Origin of the sequence: Superficieibacter sp. HKU1 (assembly GCF_029319185.1) — a bacterium.
GTDB lineage: Bacteria > Pseudomonadota > Gammaproteobacteria > Enterobacterales > Enterobacteriaceae > Superficieibacter.
Map to the genome: position 1 here is coordinate 2214224 of NZ_CP119754.1, position 19818 is coordinate 2234041.

The window sequence follows — 19818 nt, forward strand, 5'->3', positions numbered from 1 at the left end:
CATTCCGCGGTTACACGAGGGCGTTAGCGCAGGTGTCGTTTTTCTCCAGCTGGCGAAGATTTTCCAGCGTGGTTTCAGAAATACTGATCAGCGCCTCGGCGGTGAGGAATGCCTGATGCCCGGTAAACAGTACGTTATGACAGGCGGAAAGACGGCGGAACACGTCATCCTGGATCACGTCGTTGGACTTATCCTCAAAGAACAGATCGCGCTCGTTCTCATAGACGTCCATACCCAGCGCACCAATTTTCTGTGTTTTCAGCGCGTCAATGGCGGCCTGGGAATCAATCAGTCCGCCACGGCTGGTGTTGATGATCATTACGCCATTTTTCATTCTGTCGAAAGCGCTTTGATTAAGCAGATGATAATTTTCAGGCGTCATCGGACAGTGGAGCGAAATCACGTCCGATTGAGAAAGCAGGGTATCCAGATCAACATACTCGGCCCCGATATCCAGCACGGCAGCATTCGGATAGGGATCCACCGCCAGTAAACGCATGCCGAACCCTTTAAGGATACGCAGCGTTGCCAGGCCGATTTTGCCGGTACCAATAACCCCGGCGGTTTTACCGTGCATGGTAAAACCGGTCAGCCCTTCAAGAGAAAAGTTGGCGTCACGGGTGCGCTGATAGGCGCGGTGAATGCGGCGATTGAGGGTCATCATCATGCCGACAGCATGTTCTGCCACCGCTTCCGGAGAATAGGCGGGAACGCGGACCACGCGCAATCCCAGCTCTTTCGCCGCATCAAGATCGACGTTATTGAAACCCGCACAGCGCAGCGCGATAAATTTCACCCCGTGCTTTTTGAGTTCTTCCAGCACCGGACGGCTGGCATCATCGTTAACGAAAATACACACGCCCTCACAGCCATTGGCCGTTTTTGCGGTTTTTTCCGTCAGCAGGAAATCAAAAAATTCCAGTTCGAAGCCATAAGCGTCATTAACCTGTTGCAGATACTTTTTATCGTACTGTTTGGTACTGTAGACGGCGAGTTTCATAAGACTTTCTCCAATGATTTTCTGCGATCAGATTAACATTTTTAAAATAATCTGACAAATTATAAAAAATAATTGAATCGACGGTTTTATCCTTCAATTTTAGTCGAGTCAGCAGAAAAATGGCCGTATACAGGTGGTAACAACTGCCATTAAGGGCGCAATTTGTCCGGCGTTGGGTTCGCCGCAATCCACGCCGGAATATCCTCCGGCGGCATCGGCATTGCAAAGTAATAACCCTGCGCTTCATCACAGCCAAATGCTTTTAACAGCAGGGCCGTTTCACGATCTTCCACCCCTTCCGCCAGCACCGTGTAATTCAGCTCTTTAAGCATCACCACCACGTTACGGGCGATAATTCGGCTACCCGGATCGGAAGTTACCTGGCTTATGAGGGATCGGTCGAGCTTGATAGTATCGACAGGAATACGGCGCAGATAATTAATATTGCTGTTACCGGCACCAAAATCATCGAGCAGAATTATGAAGCCGATAGATTTCAAAATATCCAGTTCATTCAGCGCCGCCGGGCTTTCCAGCATTTTCTCAGTTTCCAGGCACTCAAGGCGGATATCCGCAGGCGTGAGGCCAGCGGCAATAATTTGCCGGGTTAACCTGAGCGAAAAACCGGCGCTGGAGAGATCGCTGACCGTCACGTTAATCGACACCGGGATCTTCACGCCGTTTGCCCGCCACACGGCGATCTGGGCCAGCGTTCGCCGGATCACCCACTGCGTAATCTCTGCCATCAGGCTGGTACGCTCTGCGAGGGCAACAATAATCGCCGGAGAGATATTGCCAAGCGTCGGGTGCTGCCAGCGCAGCAGCGCTTCAACCCCCTGGATCTCGCCATCGATCAGTGAAATTTTAGGTTGGTACGCCAGATAAAGCTGTCCTTCGCTTTTTAACGCCTCGCCCAAATCGTAAAGCAGTCTGAACTCCTGATTTCTTTTTTCATCCATCCCCGGATCAAATGCTCTGACCGGGGCATTCTGACGAATAGCCTCATGCAGGGCGCTGACCGTTTTGCGCAGCACTTCCTGGGCATCCATCACGGCGGGATCGAAAGTGAAATAACCCACGTGCATATTCAGCGATATCTCGATATCACCAGTGATTTTGGCTTGCGTTGCCGGAAAGCCCACCGCTTGCTGAATTAATTCGTCGGCCAGATCTTCTTTCATTAACAGGGCATAACGCGCGGTTGCAAAGGCATAAAGAATAACGGAGGGATCAAGGTCGAGTCTGATGCGCAATAAGGGAGCAAAATTGCGCAGCATATTCTCGACGGCAGCAATGCCCAGATAGCGGGAAAGCTCATAGGTTCGGTTAATATCAATACAGTCGAAAATAATAAGCGTGTAATTACCGACGTTTTTCATTCGCGTCAGGCTATTCACTTCTTCAAGCAGGCTTTGCCGGTTGGGCAGGGCGGTCAGGGCATCCATGCGGCCCACTGAATACCACGATTCCAGATAAGCGCTTGCCAGCGCGGCTAACTGTAAAAATTGCTCGATCTGTTCTGGCGTCGGTACCGCAGGATTGGCATCACAAACGCACAGGGTGCCCAGCACAAAATTGTCTTTGGTTTTCAATGGGGCAGCAGCATAGAAAGCAATCGCGCCTTCGACCACCAGCGGGTGACGAACAAAGCGTGGGTCGAGACGGGCGTCAGGACAAATAACCGGCTGGCAGGTGCCAACGGAATATTTGCACATCGTCTCATCGGCTGGCAGCGTTTCCGGAACCGACGAGAGATTAAAGGCATATTTGATGTATTGGTACTTATCATCGAAGATGGTGACGAAACAGCCCGAAACGCCGATAAGCTGCCTCGCCAGTTGGGCGAAACCGCCGAGTGTCTGATCCCGCGGCGCACTTTTTTTGCGCAGCAGTTCGAATGCAGCAAGCTTTTTGGTTTCGTTTTCATTTAACCCAGAGAACATGCATTGCTCCTGCGCGAAGGATAAACCCTCTTTTTGCCGTCACCCGTCAGGCTTTATTAACAAAATAATGACATAAAAACCACATTTACGCTGATGTAATGGTCTTTATTTCTATAAAGCCGGGCCGAACACAAATTAAGCCAGACGCCAAAAGCCGCATATACTCAATATTCAGCAGCAGGGTAACCGCCGTGCTTACGGGTTCATCTCATTGGCTATACGTGTCACAATGCGCCAATACTGGACGACAAAACGCGAATAATCAGGATATTAATTGCCCATGAAGGGTAGGTATAAAGCAGCACTTGCGCTCCTCTTACTCATTATACTTCTGCCCCTCGCGCTGGTAATGACGCTTGGCTGGTGGGTTCCGAAGCTGGCAGGCATCTGGCTACCGGCCGGGACGCGCATTGCGCTTGAAGGCCCGCCTGAGCTCTCCTTACACGCGCTGCGCATCCCCGATCTGCGCTATATCGTCGCGGATTGCGAACTGGCGCACCTCCGTCAGGGTGAGTTAACCCATCCCAGTCGCTGGCGTCTTAACATCGGTGAACTGGCAATCAACTCCGCCTGCCTGAGCAAACTCCCGCAGGCGGAACAGTCCGCAGCGGCACCCCGAACGCTGGCGCAATGGCAGTCGTTGCTGCCTTATAGCTGGGTAACGATCGATCGCCTGACGCTGTCACCCTGGCAGCAGTGGCAGGGTAAACTCGCCCTTGATATCACGCCGCGAAAACAGACTGTGCGTTATCAGGGAGAGAACATTACCCTCTCAGCGCAATTGCAGGGCCAGGCGCTGGTGGTTGATGAATTTGCGCTGCAGCTTCTCGCCGATCGACCACCGATCGCGCTTAGCGGGCAGTTTGTGATGCCGCTGGTGCCGGATGGCCTGCCGGTAGAAGGGCAGACGCGTACGACCTTACACATCCCTGGCATCGCCTCTCCGGTTGACGTCGAATTAGCGTGGCGTGAAGGAGAAGGGCAGCTTATCGCCCTTGACCGTGAAACAGGCGAGCCGCTTCTCGACCTTCCGTGGCAGCTAACGCCCCGGCGCTTCACTATCAGCGACGGTCGCTGGAGCTGGCCGTATCAGGGCTTTCCGCTCAGCGGGCGACTGGGCGTCAACGTTGACGGCTGGAAACAGGGACTGGATAACGCGCTCATTAGTGGACGGATAAACGTGATCACCACGGGTAAAGCCGGGAAAGGTAACGCGGTACTGAATTTTGGACCGGGGAAACTGGATCCCGCTGCCAGCGATATGCCGATGCAGCTCACCGGCGAGGCAAAGCATGACGATCTGATTTTCTACGCCGTGCTTCCGGCACACCTCCGCGGGTGGCTGGACGATCCGCAGCTGGCCTTTATGCCGGGTGCGCTGTTGCGCTCGCATGGGCGGGTAATTGAATCGCTTAATCTGGATGAAATTCGCTGGCCGCTGGCGGGCGTTACGCTTTCCCGGCGTGGCGTCGATGGCCGACTTCAGGCGATCCTGAGGGCCCATGAGCAACAAATGGGGGGCTTCCTGCTGCACCTGGATGGCAAAGCGCAGAATTTTCTGCCGGATAACGGCCTCTGGCAGTGGCGCTACTGGGGTGAGGGCGACTTTACGCCAATGCAGGCGCGCTGGGATGTTGCCGGAACCGGCGAGTGGCGGGATCAGCGCATTACCCTGAATACGCTTTCCACGGGGTTTAATCAGTTACGCTACGGCACCATGCAGATGCGTCAACCGCGTCTCACGCTGGATAAACCTGTCGTCTGGCGGCGTGATCCACAGCATCCACAGTTCAGCGGGGCGCTGACCCTGGAAGCGGGACAAACCACCTTCAGCGGCGGCAGCGTTTTGCCATCCTCCGTTCTCAACTTTAGCGTGGAAGGCAGCGACCCGACGTTATTCCAGTTTAAAGGCGATCTGCATGCGCAGGCCATTGGCCCGGTGCGGGTTAACGGGCGCTGGGACGGGGAACGGCTGCGTGGACAGGCGTGGTGGCCGAAGCAGTCGTTGACCGTTTTTCAGCCGCTGCTGCCGCCGGACTGGAAACTGGATCTCCGCGAGGGAGAGCTATATGCACAAATTGCGTTTTCTGCCGCGGCCGATCAGGGATTCACCGCAGGCGGACACGGCGTAGTCAAAGGCGGTAGCGCGTGGCTGCCGGATAATAAAATCAACGGCGTCGATTTTATTTTGCCGTTCCGCTATGGCAACGGTAACTGGCAACTCGGCACGCATGGACCGGTATCGCTGCATATCGCGGAGATCGAAAACCAGGTCACGGCGACAAACTTCACCGCCAGTTTACAGGGGCGCTGGCCGTGGAGTGAAACCGATCCGCTGATCTTAAGCGATGTCAGCGTCGATGTGCTGGGAGGCAAAATTACCCTGCTGCAATTGCGAATGCCGCAGCACGATCCGGCGCTACTGCGGGTGCAGAATATCTCTTCCAGCGAACTGATTAGCGCCATTAATCCAAAACAATTTACGATGTCCGGCCCGGTGAGCGGCGCGCTGCCGTTGTGGCTGAATAATGAAAAATGGATCATTAAAGACGGCTGGTTAACCAATCCCGGCCCGCTAACGTTGCGTATTGATAAAGACACGGCGGATGCGATTGTCAACGATAACATGGCGGCTGGCGCGGCGATTAACTGGCTGCGCTATATCGAAATATCCCGTTCGTGGACCAAAATTAACGTCGATAATCTGGGATTACTCACGCTTCAGGCAGCAATTAGCGGTCTGAGCCGCGTTGAAGGAAAAAGTAATGCTATCACTCTACACTATAGCCACCAGGAGAATATTTTTACCCTGTGGCGTAGTCTGCGCTTCGGCGATAATTTACAGTCATGGCTTGAAAAGAATGCGACGCTGTCAGATAAAAAAGGAAAATGAGGAACATGATGAAAACTGCGATCGCGTTATTACCGCTACTGGCCGTCACCCTGTTAACCGGCTGCACCCCACGCATTGAAGTGGCAGCACCTGAAGCGCCGATAACGATCAACATGAATGTCAAAATTGAACATGAAATTCATATAAAGGTAGATAAAGACGTCGAAACGCTTCTGAAGTCACGCAGCGATCTGTTCTGAGGTAATAATGAAAAAATCGTTAATATTGCCGCTTCTGGCGCTGAGTCTGATAAGCCCCCGCGTTTTTGCGCTCAGTCTCAACGACGCGCGCAGCGAGGGGCGGGTCGGTGAGACCTTGAGCGGTTATATTGCGCCGCTGCGTCAGGACACCGATACTCTGGCGCTGGTGAAGCAGATCAATCAGGCGCGCAGCGAGAGTTATCAACGTCTGGCAGAGGCCAACAATTTGCCGGTCGATGAGGTGGCAAAAATGGCCGGGCAAAAACTGGTTGAGCGCGCGTCGCCTGGCGAGTATGTTCAGGGCATCAACGGGAAGTGGTTACAAAAATAGTGTGCTCTTATTCTGTAGTTAATCATGTTCAGGGAGAAGGTCATGATAACGCTTTACGATATAAAACCCCGCTTTCAGGCGCTACTCCGGCCATTGTTACATCGCTTACATACCATGGGGATCAGCGCTAATCAAATCACGCTCTTCGCGCTGGCGCTGTCTGTTATAACGGGCCTGTTTCTGGCAATCGTGCGCGAGCCGTTCTGGTTTATCGTATTACCGGTCGTGTTGTTTATTCGTATGGCGCTTAATGCGCTTGATGGAATGATGGCGCGGGAATACCACCAGCAAACGAGGCTGGGCGCTATCCTCAACGAAACGGGCGATGTGCTGTCGGATATTGCGCTTTATCTGCCGTTTATTTTCCTGCCGCACAGCAATGTGCCGCTGATCCTGACGATGCTGTTTTTCACGGTAATGAGCGAATTTTGCGGCGTCCTCGCGCAAACCATTAACGCGGTGCGCAGCTATGCCGGGCCATTTGGCAAAAGCGACAGAGCCCTGGTATTTGGTGGCTGGGGACTGGTAATCGCGCTGTGGCCACAGTTCAGTGCCTGGAATAATGTCGTGTGGGGCGCAGCGACGCTGTTACTTCTCTGGACGGCGATCAACCGCTGCCGTTCGGTATTGCGGGAGCCAAACTGATGCCGCTACTGTTTACCGCGCTGGCGGTGATTTTCTCGCTGCTTATCGTTGCCTCGCTCATTAATTGGCTACTGGTCTGGCGTCGGCCGGAAAAAGACTGGCGTGAGCTCACCCTGCGTATTCGCACCTGGTGGGTGATTATTCTCTTTTTCTCACTGGCGATGATAAGTCCTCGCTGGCTGGCCCTGACGCTGTTCGCGCTGGTCAGCTTTCTGGCCTTAAAAGAATTTTTAACCCTCATTCCTTCCCGGCGCTCCGACCGGATGCCGCTGCTGTGGATGTTTTTGTCTATTCCGCTGAACTACTGGCTGATTGGCTGCAACTGGTACGGGATGTTTATCATTTTCATCCCGGTGTACGCCTTCCTGTTCCTGCCCGCGCGAATGGTTCTGACCGGCAATACCGAGGGCTTTTTGCGCACCGCTTCCCAGCATCACTGGGCGTTAATGACCACCGTATTTGCGTTCGGTCATGTGAGTTATCTGCTGGTATTGCCCAACGATAGCGCGCACACCGGGGCCTTACTGGTGCTGTTTCTGGTCGGCTTAACCGAATTTAACGACATTGCCCAATATCTGTGGGGTAAATCCCTGGGGCGCATTAAAGTCACGCCTCGCGTAAGCCCGAATAAAACCCTTGCCGGACTGATTGGCGGCGTTGCCAGCACCGCAGTCATTGCCCTGTTCCTCGGCCCGCTGATGACGCCGATGAGCTGGTGGATGGCACTGGCGGCCGGCCTTATCATTGGTATCACCGGTTTTTGCGGCGACATTGTGATGTCGGCAGTAAAACGTGATATTGGCGTCAAAGACAGCGGCACGCTGCTGCCAGGGCACGGCGGCATTCTGGATCGGCTGGATTCGTTGATCTTTACCGCGCCGGTATTCTTCCATTTCATCCGTTATTTTTATTATTAAGCCTATGGGTAAAAAAGCGCTACGCCTGTTATTTACGATGACGATTGTCTGGCCGGTGATCTGGCTGTGGCTTGGCCTGCGGGTTAAGCATCGGCATCTTATTCCCACCACGGGACCGGCGATTGTGGTGGCTAACCACAACAGTCATATGGACGTTTTTGCGCTGCTGTCGCTCTTTTCATTGCGCACTCAGCAGCAGGTGCATCCGGTTGCCGCGGCCGACTATTTTTTGCGTAACCGGTGGCTGGCATGGTTCACCTTAAATATTCTGAATATTATCCCGGTGGTACGCACCGGTGGAGATACCGATCCGCTGGCAGGCTGTGAGCAGGCGCTGCGACAGAATAAAATTCTGATCCTGTTCCCGGAAGGATCGCGGGGCGAGCCGGGAAAACTCTCGCCGCTGAAGTCCGGCATCTGGCATCTGCTCCAGCGCGTACCTGAAACCACGGTGATCCCGGTATGGCTGTCGGGCACGGAAAAGGTACTGGCGAAGGGGAATCGTATTCCGCTGCCGCTGTTTATTGATGTCTGCGTGGGGGAAGCACTCGGTACCCACCTGGATAAACCTGGTTTTATGGATTCGCTGTTGCAGGCATTACTGCATTTGCAACCACATTTACAGGGACCTGAAAAACATGACTAACCTCCGCACGCCTGAAGAAAATACTTTTCTGACCAGCGATCGCCAGGCGCTGTTTTATCGCCACTGGCCTGCGCAAAGCGATACACCTGTGCGTAAGGTCATTGTCCTGTTTCATCGCGGACATGAGCATTCCGGGCGGTTGCAGCATATCGTTGATGAACTGATGATGCCAGATACCGCCTTTTACGCCTGGGATGCCCGCGGTCACGGGCGAACGGAAGGTGCGCGCGGCTACAGTCCGTCGCTGGCCCGCTCGGTGCAGGACGTTGACGAATTCGTTCGCTTTGCCGCGGCGGACAGCCAGCTTACGCTGGACGAGGTGGTTGTGGTGGCGCAAAGCGTCGGGGCCGTACTGGCCGCAACGTGGGTGCATGATTACGCGCCGCAGCTGCGCGGCTTAATCCTGGCCTCACCAGCGTTTAAGGTGAAATTGTACGTCCCGTTCGCCCGTCCCGGTCTGGGACTGATGCAGCGTTTTCGCGGTCTTTTCTACGTTAACTCTTACGTCAAAGGCAAATATCTGACTCACGATCCGGCACGCGTCGAGAGCTTCAACCACGACCCGCTAATTACCCGCGCCATCGCGGTCAATATTTTGCTGGAGCTGTACAAAACCTCAGAGCGTATCGTCAGCGACGCGGCTGCCATCGTCGTCCCGACGCAGATGCTGGTATCGGGTGAAGATTTTGTGGTGCATCGCAAACCACAGCTGGACTTTTACCAGCGCCTGCGCAGTCCGCTGAAAGAGCTGCATATCCTGCCGGGGTTTTATCATGACACCCTCGGCGAGCAGGACCGCCATCTGGTGTTTGATAAAATGCGCGCCTTTATTGACCGTCTTTATGCCAGCCCGCTGGCGCAATTTGATTATCGTGAAGAAGACAGCCACAGTCCCGGCGCAGACGCCTGGCGCATTCTCAGCGGCGGGCCGGAGCCGTATTCCATTGAAGACCTGTCATTTCGGACATTGCGTTATGGCATGAAAGCGCTTGGCTCCCAGTCCACCGGCGTGAAACTGGGGTTTGATACTGGTTTCGACTCCGGTAGCACGCTGGATTATGTTTATCGCAACCAGCCGCAGGGCAGCAGCGTGCTGGGGCGGATGATCGACAAAAACTACCTCAACAGCGTCGGCTGGCAGGGGATTCGCCAGCGTAAAATTCATCTCGATACGCTTATTAAGCAGGCGGTGGATCGTCTGGTCGGGGAAAATAAACCGGTGCGAATCGTGGATGTCGCCGCCGGGCATGGTCGCTACGTGCTGGATGCTCTCCAGGGAAATACTGCCGTAGACGCCATTCTGCTGCGCGACTACAGCGAACTGAACGTGAGCAAAGGTCAGGAGATGATTGCCCGGCGGGGTATGGCGGGTGTCGCACGATTTGAACGCGGTGATGCTTTCAACCGCGATGAGCTGGCGGCGCTTGATCCCACTCCCACGCTGGGTATTGTTTCGGGATTGTATGAACTGTTTCCGGAAAACGCGCCGGTACGCGCGTCGCTTGCCGGGTTAGCGGCCGCTATTCCGCCCGGCGGCGTGCTGATCTATACCGGGCAGCCCTGGCACCCGCAGCTGAAGACGATTGCCTGGTCACTTACCAGCCACAAGGACGGAAAAGCGTGGGTGATGCGCGTACGTTCGCAGGGCGAGATGGATGCGCTGGTGCGTGAAGCCGGATTCGATAAATGCGCCCAGCTTATCGACCAGTGGGGCATTTTTACCGTCTCCATGGCGGTACGTCGCGCATGATAACCGTGGATCGTCGCATTCTGCTTCAGGGGCTTGGCTGGATAGCCCTGCTGGGGCCGGTTTTCTTTTTGACCTACGGGCAGGTGAATATCTATACCGCCAGCCGGAGTGATGTAGGCAGTATGGTCTTCTCCTGGGAGCACCATATTCCTTTTATTCCGCTGAGTATTATCCCGTACTGGAGTCTGGATCTTCTCTACGGGCTGTCGTTGTTGTGCTGCCGTACCCTGAGTGAACAGCGTCGGCTGGCGTGCCGGTTATTACTCGCCTCGCTGCTGGCCTGCCTGGGGTTTCTGCTCTTTCCGCTGCGTTTTACCTTCACGCGTCCGCACGTAGACGGCGCTGCAGGGTGGTTGTTTGGCCAGCTTGAGCAGTTCGATTTACCGTTTAATCAGTCGCCGTCGCTGCATATCATTCTCTGCTGGATCATCTGGTGGCATTTTCACCAGCGGCTTTCCGGCGGCTGGCAGAAACTGTGCGACGGCTGGTTTCTGCTGATCGCCGTATCGGTAGTTACCACCTGGCAGCATCATGTGATTGATGCGATCACCGGTCTGGCGGTCGGAATGCTGATTAGCTGGCTGATACCGGATCGGGGAAAGTGGCGCTTACGCCGTCCTGATGCCGGGCGCAGAAAACTGGCTCTGCGTTATTTTGCCGGGGCGCTGTTGTGTCTGGCAACGCCGTGGCTGAGCTGGGCCGCGATTTCGCTGCTCATGGTGACGCTGGGCTATATGGCGTTTGGCGCGTCGGCGATGCAGAAAGATGCTGAAGGGCGCATTGCCCCCGCTGCATACTGGCTGTTGCTTCCCTGGCGCCTGGGCACGCATCTCTCTGCCCTCTGGTTTACCCGCAACGTGCCTACCGTCGCTCCCGTCACCGAAGGCATTTTTCTCGGCAGCTATCCCCGTCAGCCAACGGAACCGCGCGCCGTTCTCGATCTTACCTGCGAATTCCCCCGCGCGGCGGCAACCGCACACCAGGTTTATTACAGCGTGCCGATGCTTGATCTGGTGGTGCCGGAAGAGGAGCAGCTGACGCTGGCCGTTAATCAGCTTGAACAGCTGCGCGCTGAGTATGGAACGGTGCTGGTTCACTGTGCGCTGGGGCTGTCGCGCAGTGCGCTGGTGGTTGCGGCCTGGCTTTTACGTACCGGCAAGGCGCGGACGGCTGAAGAGGCGGTGGCAACGATCCGCGCCTGTCGCCAGCAGATTGTGATTAAACCCGGCCAACTGGAGGCACTGCACCAATGGCAGAAGACCGTGACGACCTGACAAGCGCGGCGCTGCTGACGCATTCGCTGGCAAGCTGGAAATTCTTTTTGCCGCTGGGGGCGCTGCCGTTGCTGTGGGCTATAACAGCGTTACCCGCTGGTTGGCTGCAAATCATACTGGTCGTCAACGCAGGTTATATTGCGTTTGGCTGCTGGCGACTGTGGCTGGACGAAGGCTATTTCAGAATGCTTAATCATGACTGCCATGCAGCGGCGGGAGAAACGCTGGCCTTTATCTGGCGGCGTGAACGCCTCAATACCTTAACCCCGACAGAGCGGAAGCAGGGTGCCCGGCGGCAGCTGCATCTGACGATGAAAGCAACGATGCTGGCGTGGGCACTGTGGGTATTTGCGCTGATTATTACGCTCTGAGAACGTCGATACTCAATTCTCGGTCAGGAAAACAACCATGAAACTATACGCCTCTCTGATCGGCATACTGCTTTTAAACGCAGCCCAGCCAGACGCTTTTGCCGCCGGCACAACGAAAAGCCTGTGGGAGATCATGACGCTTCTTCGCAGCGAATCGGCCATGACGCGCGAGAGTATTGCCCGGGATTTGTCTGCCGAACTGACCTTAAAAAACCAGAATCAATACACGTTGTTTTATGCAGGCGCTGGTCCTCAGCTCAACGATAATCTGCGTATTGCTAATATCGATTTTAGAGTGCCCACACCCGGCGCTTCGCCGCGTGGCAGCTTTCTGGTGCTCAGTCTGGAAGGGAAAGGGTGTATCACTCTGGATGATGTTAAGCAGCATTATGCTGGCTTAACCCTCGGTCAGGTGCCGCACGGACATTCGCTGGAAGAGGAAACCGGATACCGCACCACGTTTAACCACTGGAAGCTGGCGTTTGGCTTTAAAGAAAAACGCCCGGCGTGCCTGGCGAGCGTGGTATTTGATTCTGCAGAAGAGCATCAGTAACGACGTAGGTTGCTCAGGGTTGATAAGCCCTCCCGCGAAGAGGCGGGAAGGCTGAGAACTTACGCTGCTACCAGACCATCAATCGCCGCTTTCGCGTCATTCTGCGCCTGCGCGGCTACGTCCGGACCGTAAGCGATACCTTCGGCAAAGACGAAATTCACATCGGTGATACCGATAAAGCCGAGGAACAGCGTCAGGTAAGGCGCAACCAGATCCGTTGGGGTATCTTTATGGATGCCGCCGCGGCTGGAGAGGATCACGGCGCGTTTGCCAGTGACCAGACCTTCCGGCCCTTTTTCGGTGTAGCGGAAGGTCACGCCAGCACGGGCGACCAGATCAAAATAGTTTTTCAGCTGGGTCGGAATATTGAAGTTATACATCGGCGCGTTGATAACAATCACATCGTGAGCCTGCAGCTCTGCAATCAGCTCGTCGGAAAGCGCCAGCGCTTCCTGCTGACGTGGGGTCAGCGGTGCATCGCTCGGACGCAGCGCGCCAACCAGTTCGCCATCCAGCACCGGAACGGGATTTGCCGCCAGATCGCGGACGGTCACTTCATCACCCGGATGTTTTTCACTCCACTGCGCAACAAAGTAGTCAGATAGCTGACCAGACTGTGAATACCCTGCCAGGATGCTCGATTTAAGAACCAATACTTTGCTCATGGGTGTTTCCTTTTATGTGTTTGAAGGGGGATAGCCCGCTACTTGTTGACACTCTATTCACAATTGCCGCCCAGTGATAGCGCAATATATCGAATTCTATATTCGATTTTTTTGAATAAGGCGGTTAAACCAGCAGTGTGTTACCCTATACCTATCATAAAAGTACCTTTATCTCAGGCATATCATTGCCACATAACATGATGACAGAACAACAGAAATTGACGCCAGCGCACCTGCATCAGCAGCTTGACGAGCTGATGCTGCGCGACAAGCAGCGCTTCGCGAAACGGCTTCACGGCGCGAAGAAGGTTAAAAATCCTGAAGCTCAACACGGTATCCTTACCACGCTCGCGGGTGAAATCCAGCAGGCGGCGGGGAGAGTTGCGCTCCGGGTGGCGGCCCGCCCGCAGATAACGTACCCGGAAAATTTGCCGGTCAGCCAGAAAAAACAGGCCATCCTTGAGGCCGTGCGCGATCACCAGGTCGTCATTGTCGCGGGGGAGACCGGCTCCGGTAAAACGACGCAGCTTCCCAAAATCTGCATGGAACTGGGGCGCGGTATTAAAGGCCTGATTGGTCACACTCAGCCACGTCGTCTGGCGGCGCGAACCGTTGCCAACCGTATTGCCGAAGAGTTGCAAACCGAGCCGGGTGGCTGCGTCGGCTATAAAGTCCGCTTCAGCGATCGCGTCAGTGATAACACGATGGTTAAGCTGATGACCGACGGCATTTTGCTGGCCGAGATCCAGCAGGACCGGCTGCTGATGCAGTACGACACCATCATTATTGACGAAGCGCATGAACGCAGCCTGAACATTGATTTTCTGCTCGGCTACCTGCGCGAGCTGTTACCGCGCCGTCCGGATCTGAAGATCATCATCACCTCGGCGACCATCGATCCGGAACGTTTCTCGCGCCACTTTAATAATGCGCCGATCATTGAGGTCTCCGGACGCACCTATCCGGTGGAAGTGCGCTATCGCCCGATTGTAGAAGAAGCGGATGATACCGAACGCGACCAGCTCCAGGCTATCTTCGACGCGGTGGACGAGCTGGGACGGGAAAGCGCGGGCGACATCCTGATCTTTATGAGCGGTGAGCGCGAAATCCGTGATACCGCCGATGCACTGAACAAACTCAACCTGCGCCACACCGAGGTGCTGCCGCTGTATGCCCGCCTGTCGAATAGCGAGCAGAACCGCGTTTTTCAGCCGCACGGCGGGCGGCGTATTGTGCTGGCAACCAACGTGGCGGAAACCTCGCTAACGGTGCCGGGTATCAAATACGTTATCGATCCCGGTACGGCGCGTATCAGTCGTTACAGTTTCCGCACCAAAGTCCAGCGCCTGCCGATTGAGCCAGTGTCGCAGGCGTCTGCCAACCAGCGTAAAGGGCGCTGCGGCCGCGTGTCGGAGGGGATCTGCATCCGTCTTTATTCGGAAGACGATTTCCTGTCACGCCCGGAATTTACCGATCCGGAAATTCTGCGTACTAACCTGGCGTCCGTTATTCTGCAAATGACCGCGCTGGGGCTGGGAGATATCGCCGCGTTCCCGTTTGTTGAAGCGCCGGAAAAACGCAACATTCAGGATGGCGTGCGTCTGCTGGAAGAGTTGGGGGCCATCACCACCGACGAGCAGCAAACGGCCTATAAGCTGACGGCTCAGGGCCGCCAGCTATCGCAACTGCCAGTCGATCCGCGTCTGGCACGGATGGTGCTGGAAGCGCAAAAACATGGCTGCGTGCGCGAAGCGATGATCATCACCTCCGCGCTGTCCATTCAGGATCCGCGCGAGCGTCCGATGGACAAACAGCAGGCGTCCGACGAGAAGCATCGCCGCTTCCACGATAAAGAATCCGATTTCCTCGCGTTTGTGAACCTGTGGAACTACCTCGGCGAGCAGCAGAAGGCGCTCTCCTCGAACGCTTTCCGTCGCCTGTGCCGCACCGATTACCTTAACTATCTGCGCGTGCGTGAGTGGCAGGATATTTATACCCAGCTGCGCCAGGTGGTGAAAGAACTGGGCATTCCGGTAAACAGCGAGCCTGCGGAGTACCGCGAAATTCATATTGCGCTGCTGACCGGGTTACTCTCGCATATCGGCATGAAAGACGCCGACAAGCAGGAATATACCGGCGCACGCAACGCGCGTTTTTCGATCTTCCCCGGTTCCGGCTTATTCAAAAAGCCGCCTAAATGGACGATGGTCGCTGAGCTGGTGGAGACCAGCCGCCTGTGGGGACGCATCGCTGCGCGGATCGATCCAGAATGGGTTGAACCGGTGGCACAGCATCTGTTGAAACGCTCGTACAGCGAACCCCACTGGGAGCGGGCGCAGGGCGCGGTAATGGCGACGGAAAAAGTCACCGTCTACGGCTTGCCCATTGTTGCCGCGCGAAAAGTGAACTACAGCCAGATTGACCCGGCGCTGTGCCGCGAGTTGTTTATTCGTCATGCGCTGGTCGAAGGTGACTGGCAAACGCGTCACGCCTTCTTTCGCGAGAATCTGAAGCTGCGTGCCGAAGTGGAAGAGCTGGAGCACAAATCCCGTCGCCGCGACATTCTGGTCGATGACGAAACGCTGTTTGAATTTTACGACCAGCGCATTAGCGTGGATGTTATTTCTGCCCGCCATTTCGACAGCTGGTGGAAAAAGGTCAGCCGCGAGACGCCGGACCTGCTCAACTTTGAAAAAAGTATGCTGATTAAAGAGGGCGCGGAGTCGATTAGCAAGCTCGATTATCCGAACTTCTGGCACCAGGGCAATCTCAAACTGCGCCTGAGCTACCAGTTTGAGCCGGGGGCGGATGCGGACGGTGTCACCGTGCATATTCCGCTGCCGTTGCTGAACCAGGTCGAAGAAGCCGGTTTCGAATGGCAGATCCCCGGCCTGCGCCGTGAGCTGGTGATTGCGCTGATCAAATCGTTACCGAAACCCGTTCGCCGCAATTTCGTGCCTGCGCCCAACTATGCCGAGGCATTTCTGGGCCGCGTGACGGCGCTGGAATTGCCGCTGCTGGAGGCGCTGGAGCGCGAACTACGGCGGATGACCGGCAACACCATCGACCGTGACGACTGGCACTGGGATCAGGTACCCGATCATCTTAAAATCACTTACCGTGTGGTGGATGATAAAAACAAAAAACTGCTCGAAGGCCGCGATTTAACGGCGCTGAAAGAGAGTCTGAAAGGCAAAGTCCAGGAGACGCTTTCGGCAGTAGCGGACGATGGTATCGAACAAAGCGGCCTGCATATCTGGAGCTTTGGTACTCTCGCGGAAAGCTACGAGCAGAAGCGCGGCAACTATAAAGTGAAAGCGTGGCCTGCGCTGGTCGACGAGCGCGATAGCGTGGCGATTAAACTGTTCGATAACCCGCTGGAGCAGCAGCAGGCAATGTGGCGCGGGCTGCGGCGTTTACTGCTTCTCAACATCCCGTCGCCGATCAAATATCTGCATGAGAAGCTGCCGAATAAAGCCAAACTGGGACTCTATTTTAACCCGTATGGCAAGGTGCTGGATCTGATCGACGACTGCATCTCCTGCGGCGTCGATAAACTGATTCATGAAGCGGGAGGCCCGGTGTGGACCGAAGAGGGCTTCGCCGTCCTGCATGAAAAAGTGCGCGCTGAACTGAACGACACCGTCGTGGAGATCGCTAAACAGGTCGAACAAATCCTCACCGCCGTGTTCACCATCAACAAACGGCTTAAAGGCCGGGTGGATATGACCATGGCGCTGGGGCTGTCGGATATCAAAGCGCAGATGAACGGGCTGGTGTATCGCGGTTTTGTTACCGGCAACGGCTTTAAACGCCTTGCCGACACGCTGCGTTATTTACAGGCGATTGAAAAACGGCTGGAGAAACTGGCGGTCGATCCGCATCGCGACCGGGCACAAATGCTGAAAGTGGAGCAGGTCCAGCAGGCGTGGCAACAGTGGCTGAATAAACTGCCGCCCGCGCGTCGTGAAGATGAGGACGTGAAAGAGATCCGCTGGATGATCGAGGAGTTACGGGTCAGCTACTTCGCTCAGCAGCTGGGCACGCCGTACCCGATATCCGATAAGCGTATTTTACAGGCGATGGAGCAGATTAGCAGTTAACATTCCCCGTTAATGTACTGTGCTTATAAACCCGGTTTGCGTAAAAACAGCCGGGTTTTACTTTCACCCCTCTTTCCATCCCCCACCCAGCGCCCGGTACAAATCAATTTGCGCCTGTAATACGTTGTTTTTCACCTGCACCACATTCAGCTGGGTTGAAAACAGCGTGCGCTGGGCATCCAGCTCATCCAGATACGACGAATAACCGTTGCGATAGCGGTTTTGCGCAATGCGTAACGTCTCCTGCGCCACGGCTTCCTGACCTTCCAGCTCCTGTAACTGTTCCTGCAAACGGCGGATAGCATCGAGACTGTCATTCACCTCTTTGAAAGCGTTACGCACCGTACTCTCGTAGCTGTAAAGCGCCTGATTGCGCTGTGACATGGAAATATCAACCTGTGCATTCAGCGCCTGACGGTTCAGCAGCGGCGCGAGAATACTGCCACCAAGACTCCAGAGCTGGAGCGGATTATCAAGCAGGCCGGGCAGGGTACGGTCCTGCACCGAGCCGGTGGCGGTCAGATTGATGGACGGTAGCAATTGCGCGCGCGACACGGCCAGCGTGGCATCGGCGGCGACAAGCTGGCGCTCGGCCTGGGCAATATCCGGACGCCTGTTCAGCAACGTCGATGGTAGCTGGGAAGGAAGGGTAAGCGGCGTCAATTGATCGAATGCGCCGCCGCGCCCGACGCTCTGCGGATTCTGGCCCAGCAACAGGCTGAGAGCATTTTCCTGCTCGGTGATTTGATGGCGAATTTGGGGCACCTGCGCGCGGGTGGAGCGCAGTTCGGAATCGGCCTGCATCAGTTCAAGACGCGAACTGTAACCCGTCTCAAACTGACGCCGGGCGAGGCGAAATGACGCTTCGCGCGCTTCCAGCGTAGCCTGGGTCACTTTCAACTGCTCATCAAGCGACAGGAGCGTCACGTAGCCACTCGCCACCGACGCTGCAACGGTCAGATCTGCGGCAGCGGCGGCGGCCTTTTGCGCTTCCAGCCCGGCTTCGGCGGCCTCGGTGGCGCTGCGATTCGCTCCCCAGATATCAACATCGTAACTGGCTGTCAGGTTGCCTTTGTATAACGTGCTGTAAACCGGCAGTCCGGTCGCGGCAGACTGCGAGCGGGCACGCGTGCCGCTCAGCCCGGCGTCCAGGGTGGGGAAAAGATCGCCCTGAGTGGCATACACTTGCGCCTGATATTCGTTAATCCGTTCGCGGGCAATCAGCACATCGCTGTTATATTGCAGCGCCTGCTCGACATAGCGATTAAGTGCGCTGTCGTGAAAATTACGCCACCAGACCCCTTCAACCGGACTCGTCGGACCGATGTTCTGGCGCCACTGCGGCGGGATTTGCAGCGAGGGTTTGGCGGGTTTGACGTCAACCGACTGGCAGGCGACAAGCAGTAATGATGCTAATAGCAGGGCAAGAGGATGCCGTCTCATTGCTGATCCTCGCGAGTATCAATCGTGACCTGCACCGACATTCCCGGTCGCAGATGCGAGAGTTCTTCAGGACTGCCTGACACTTCAATGCGTACCGGAATACGCTGGGCGATTTTGACGAAGTTACCGGTGGCGTTGTCCGGCGAAATGGCGCTGAACTCGACGCCGGTTGCCGGAGAGATGCTCTGTACCCGGCCCTTAAAGCTGCGGTTATTGAGCGCGTCAACGCTAAACTGCACCGGCTGACCAATGCGGATCTCTGCCAGCTGGGTCTCTTTCACATTGGCAATAACCCAGTGTTGCGCGGGAACCAGCGAAGTCAGATGGGTGCCCGCGGCAACGTAGGCGCCGAGGCGCACGGCAATTTGTCCGAGCTGACCATCCTGCGGCGCGATGATTTGCGTATTTTGCAGATCGATTTGCGCCAGTTCGAGCGCGGCTTTCGCATTTTCAACGTCGGCTTCCAGCGAGGCGCGATTCACGATGGTGGTTTGCAGATCCTGGCGAGACATTTCCAGCGTGGCCTGAGCCTGCGCTATATCAGCGTTGCCCTGTGCCGCGCTGGCGAGCGCCGCATCGCGTTCGCGAATCGACAGAGAACCATCGGCGGTCAAATCCTTCACCCGGCGTAAATCCGCCTGCGTTTTCTGGCTCTGCGCCCGGGCATTTTGCAGCGCCGCCTGATTACGGGCGATGACCGCTTCCGCACTTTTACGCTGCTGGAGGTTGTTGTTGAGGGCAGCGATTTTCATATCCAGCTGCGCCTGCGCCTGATGAACGCGCTGCTTATAAATACGGTCGTCAATCTGCATCAGCACGTCGCCGCGCTTCACCTGCACAAAATCCTGCACCTTTACCGCAGTGACATAACCGTTAACCTGTGGGCTAATAAACGTCGTTTGTCCGCGCACGTAGGCGTTATCGGTGAATTGCGTATGGCGGGTGAATGGCGGCAACTGCCAGGCGTACAGGATCGCCAGGACCCCGACAATAGCAATCGCGGCAGCGGCAAAAATAGAGACTACACGCACATTGCTGCGCGTATTTGCCCGCTCTTTGGCGGCGTCCTGCTGACTCATAACCT

At 55.7% G+C, this 19818-nt stretch carries 16 protein-coding genes; 11 read left to right on the plus strand and 5 right to left on the minus strand.

Annotated elements, in window-relative coordinates:
- Window positions 1-10: 10 nt before the first annotated feature.
- Together P0H77_RS10560 and P0H77_RS10565 are read right to left on the minus strand one after the other, a co-directional pair.
- Window positions 11-1000, minus strand: a complete 990-nt coding sequence (locus tag P0H77_RS10560) for a 2-hydroxyacid dehydrogenase (RefSeq protein WP_276164841.1) — start codon at window positions 998-1000, stop codon at window positions 11-13.
- Between the two features lie 149 nt (window positions 1001-1149).
- Window positions 1150-2943: an EAL domain-containing protein gene (locus tag P0H77_RS10565; protein ID WP_276164842.1), complete on the minus strand. Its 1794-nt coding sequence runs from the start codon at window positions 2941-2943 to the stop codon at window positions 1150-1152.
- A 280-nt stretch (window positions 2944-3223) separates the two neighbouring features.
- Here P0H77_RS10565 and P0H77_RS10570 point away from each other — a divergent pair, with 280 nt between their 5' ends.
- Genes P0H77_RS10570 through P0H77_RS10615 form a run of 10 tightly spaced genes read left to right on the plus strand, consistent with a single transcriptional unit; the run spans window position 3224 to window position 12523 of the window.
- Complete coding sequence (locus P0H77_RS10570) at window positions 3224-5836, plus strand: YdbH family protein (protein WP_276164843.1); 2613 nt, start codon at window positions 3224-3226, stop codon at window positions 5834-5836.
- 8 nt (window positions 5837-5844) lie between these two features.
- Window positions 5845-6036: a YnbE family lipoprotein gene (locus P0H77_RS10575; RefSeq protein WP_276165100.1), complete on the plus strand. Its 192-nt coding sequence runs from the start codon at window positions 5845-5847 to the stop codon at window positions 6034-6036.
- Window positions 6037-6043: 7 nt separating this feature from the next.
- Window positions 6044-6367 (plus strand): YdbL family protein, encoded by a 324-nt coding sequence (locus tag P0H77_RS10580; RefSeq protein ID WP_276164844.1) that lies wholly within the window; start codon window positions 6044-6046, stop codon window positions 6365-6367.
- Between the two features lie 45 nt (window positions 6368-6412).
- Window positions 6413-7012 (plus strand): CDP-alcohol phosphatidyltransferase family protein, encoded by a 600-nt coding sequence (locus tag P0H77_RS10585; protein WP_276165101.1) that lies wholly within the window; start codon window positions 6413-6415, stop codon window positions 7010-7012.
- Entirely contained in the window at window positions 7012-7929 is a 918-nt protein-coding gene (locus P0H77_RS10590; protein ID WP_276165102.1) for a phosphatidate cytidylyltransferase, read from the plus strand. Before P0H77_RS10585 ends, P0H77_RS10590 begins: the two co-directional genes overlap by 1 nt.
- 4 nt (window positions 7930-7933) lie before the next feature.
- The gene (locus tag P0H77_RS10595; RefSeq protein ID WP_276164845.1) at window positions 7934-8575 is read left to right on the plus strand and encodes a lysophospholipid acyltransferase family protein; all 642 of its coding nucleotides are present in this window, start codon (window positions 7934-7936) and stop codon (window positions 8573-8575) included.
- A complete protein-coding gene (locus P0H77_RS10600) occupies window positions 8568-10325 on the plus strand; it encodes a bifunctional alpha/beta hydrolase/class I SAM-dependent methyltransferase (RefSeq protein ID WP_276164846.1) in 1758 nt (585 codons plus the stop codon). The genes P0H77_RS10595 and P0H77_RS10600 overlap by 8 nt, the downstream gene beginning before the upstream one ends.
- Window positions 10322-11599 carry a phosphatase PAP2/dual specificity phosphatase family protein gene (locus tag P0H77_RS10605; protein WP_276164847.1) on the plus strand — a complete coding sequence of 426 codons (1278 nt, stop codon included), beginning with the start codon at window positions 10322-10324 and terminating at the stop codon, window positions 11597-11599. Before P0H77_RS10600 ends, P0H77_RS10605 begins: the two co-directional genes overlap by 4 nt.
- On the plus strand, window positions 11575-11970 hold the full coding sequence (locus tag P0H77_RS10610) for a hypothetical protein (protein WP_276164848.1): 396 nt from the start codon (window positions 11575-11577) through the stop codon (window positions 11968-11970). The genes P0H77_RS10605 and P0H77_RS10610 overlap by 25 nt, the downstream gene beginning before the upstream one ends.
- A gap of 37 nt (window positions 11971-12007) precedes the next feature.
- A complete protein-coding gene (locus tag P0H77_RS10615) occupies window positions 12008-12523 on the plus strand; it encodes a hypothetical protein (protein WP_276164849.1) in 516 nt (171 codons plus the stop codon).
- A 59-nt stretch (window positions 12524-12582) separates the two neighbouring features.
- Here P0H77_RS10615 and azoR read toward each other — a convergent pair whose 3' ends face one another.
- Window positions 12583-13188, minus strand: a complete 606-nt coding sequence (gene azoR / locus P0H77_RS10620; RefSeq protein WP_276164850.1) for an FMN-dependent NADH-azoreductase — start codon at window positions 13186-13188, stop codon at window positions 12583-12585.
- Window positions 13189-13388: 200 nt separating this feature from the next.
- Between azoR and hrpA the strand changes: the two genes are divergently transcribed.
- Complete coding sequence (gene hrpA / locus P0H77_RS10625; protein ID WP_276165103.1) at window positions 13389-17291, plus strand: ATP-dependent RNA helicase HrpA; 3903 nt, start codon at window positions 13389-13391, stop codon at window positions 17289-17291.
- A gap of 63 nt (window positions 17292-17354) precedes the next feature.
- Here hrpA and P0H77_RS10630 read toward each other — a convergent pair whose 3' ends face one another.
- Entirely contained in the window at window positions 17355-18734 is a 1380-nt protein-coding gene (locus P0H77_RS10630) for an efflux transporter outer membrane subunit (protein ID WP_276164851.1), read from the minus strand.
- The gene (locus tag P0H77_RS10635; protein ID WP_276164852.1) at window positions 18731-19813 is read right to left on the minus strand and encodes an HlyD family secretion protein; all 1083 of its coding nucleotides are present in this window, start codon (window positions 19811-19813) and stop codon (window positions 18731-18733) included. Before P0H77_RS10635 ends, P0H77_RS10630 begins: the two co-directional genes overlap by 4 nt.
- Between the last annotated feature and the right edge of the window lie 5 nt (window positions 19814-19818).

Coding starts and splice junctions, on each gene's coding strand:
- P0H77_RS10635 (WP_276164852.1), bottom strand. CDS start 19,813: ATGAGTCAGCAGGACGCCGCCAAAGAGCGGGCAAATACGCGCAGCAAT.
- P0H77_RS10605 (WP_276164847.1), top strand. CDS start 10,322: ATGATAACCGTGGATCGTCGCATTCTGCTTCAGGGGCTTGGCTGGATA.
- P0H77_RS10565 (WP_276164842.1), bottom strand. CDS start 2,943: ATGTTCTCTGGGTTAAATGAAAACGAAACCAAAAAGCTTGCTGCATTC.
- P0H77_RS10615 (WP_276164849.1), top strand. CDS start 12,008: ATGAAACTATACGCCTCTCTGATCGGCATACTGCTTTTAAACGCAGCC.
- P0H77_RS10575 (WP_276165100.1), top strand. CDS start 5,845: ATGAAAACTGCGATCGCGTTATTACCGCTACTGGCCGTCACCCTGTTA.
- P0H77_RS10600 (WP_276164846.1), top strand. CDS start 8,568: ATGACTAACCTCCGCACGCCTGAAGAAAATACTTTTCTGACCAGCGAT.
- P0H77_RS10560 (WP_276164841.1), bottom strand. CDS start 1,000: ATGAAACTCGCCGTCTACAGTACCAAACAGTACGATAAAAAGTATCTG.
- P0H77_RS10610 (WP_276164848.1), top strand. CDS start 11,575: ATGGCAGAAGACCGTGACGACCTGACAAGCGCGGCGCTGCTGACGCAT.
- P0H77_RS10590 (WP_276165102.1), top strand. CDS start 7,012: ATGCCGCTACTGTTTACCGCGCTGGCGGTGATTTTCTCGCTGCTTATC.
- P0H77_RS10595 (WP_276164845.1), top strand. CDS start 7,934: ATGGGTAAAAAAGCGCTACGCCTGTTATTTACGATGACGATTGTCTGG.
- P0H77_RS10580 (WP_276164844.1), top strand. CDS start 6,044: ATGAAAAAATCGTTAATATTGCCGCTTCTGGCGCTGAGTCTGATAAGC.
- azoR (WP_276164850.1), bottom strand. CDS start 13,188: ATGAGCAAAGTATTGGTTCTTAAATCGAGCATCCTGGCAGGGTATTCA.
- P0H77_RS10570 (WP_276164843.1), top strand. CDS start 3,224: ATGAAGGGTAGGTATAAAGCAGCACTTGCGCTCCTCTTACTCATTATA.
- P0H77_RS10630 (WP_276164851.1), bottom strand. CDS start 18,734: ATGAGACGGCATCCTCTTGCCCTGCTATTAGCATCATTACTGCTTGTC.
- hrpA (WP_276165103.1), top strand. CDS start 13,389: ATGACAGAACAACAGAAATTGACGCCAGCGCACCTGCATCAGCAGCTT.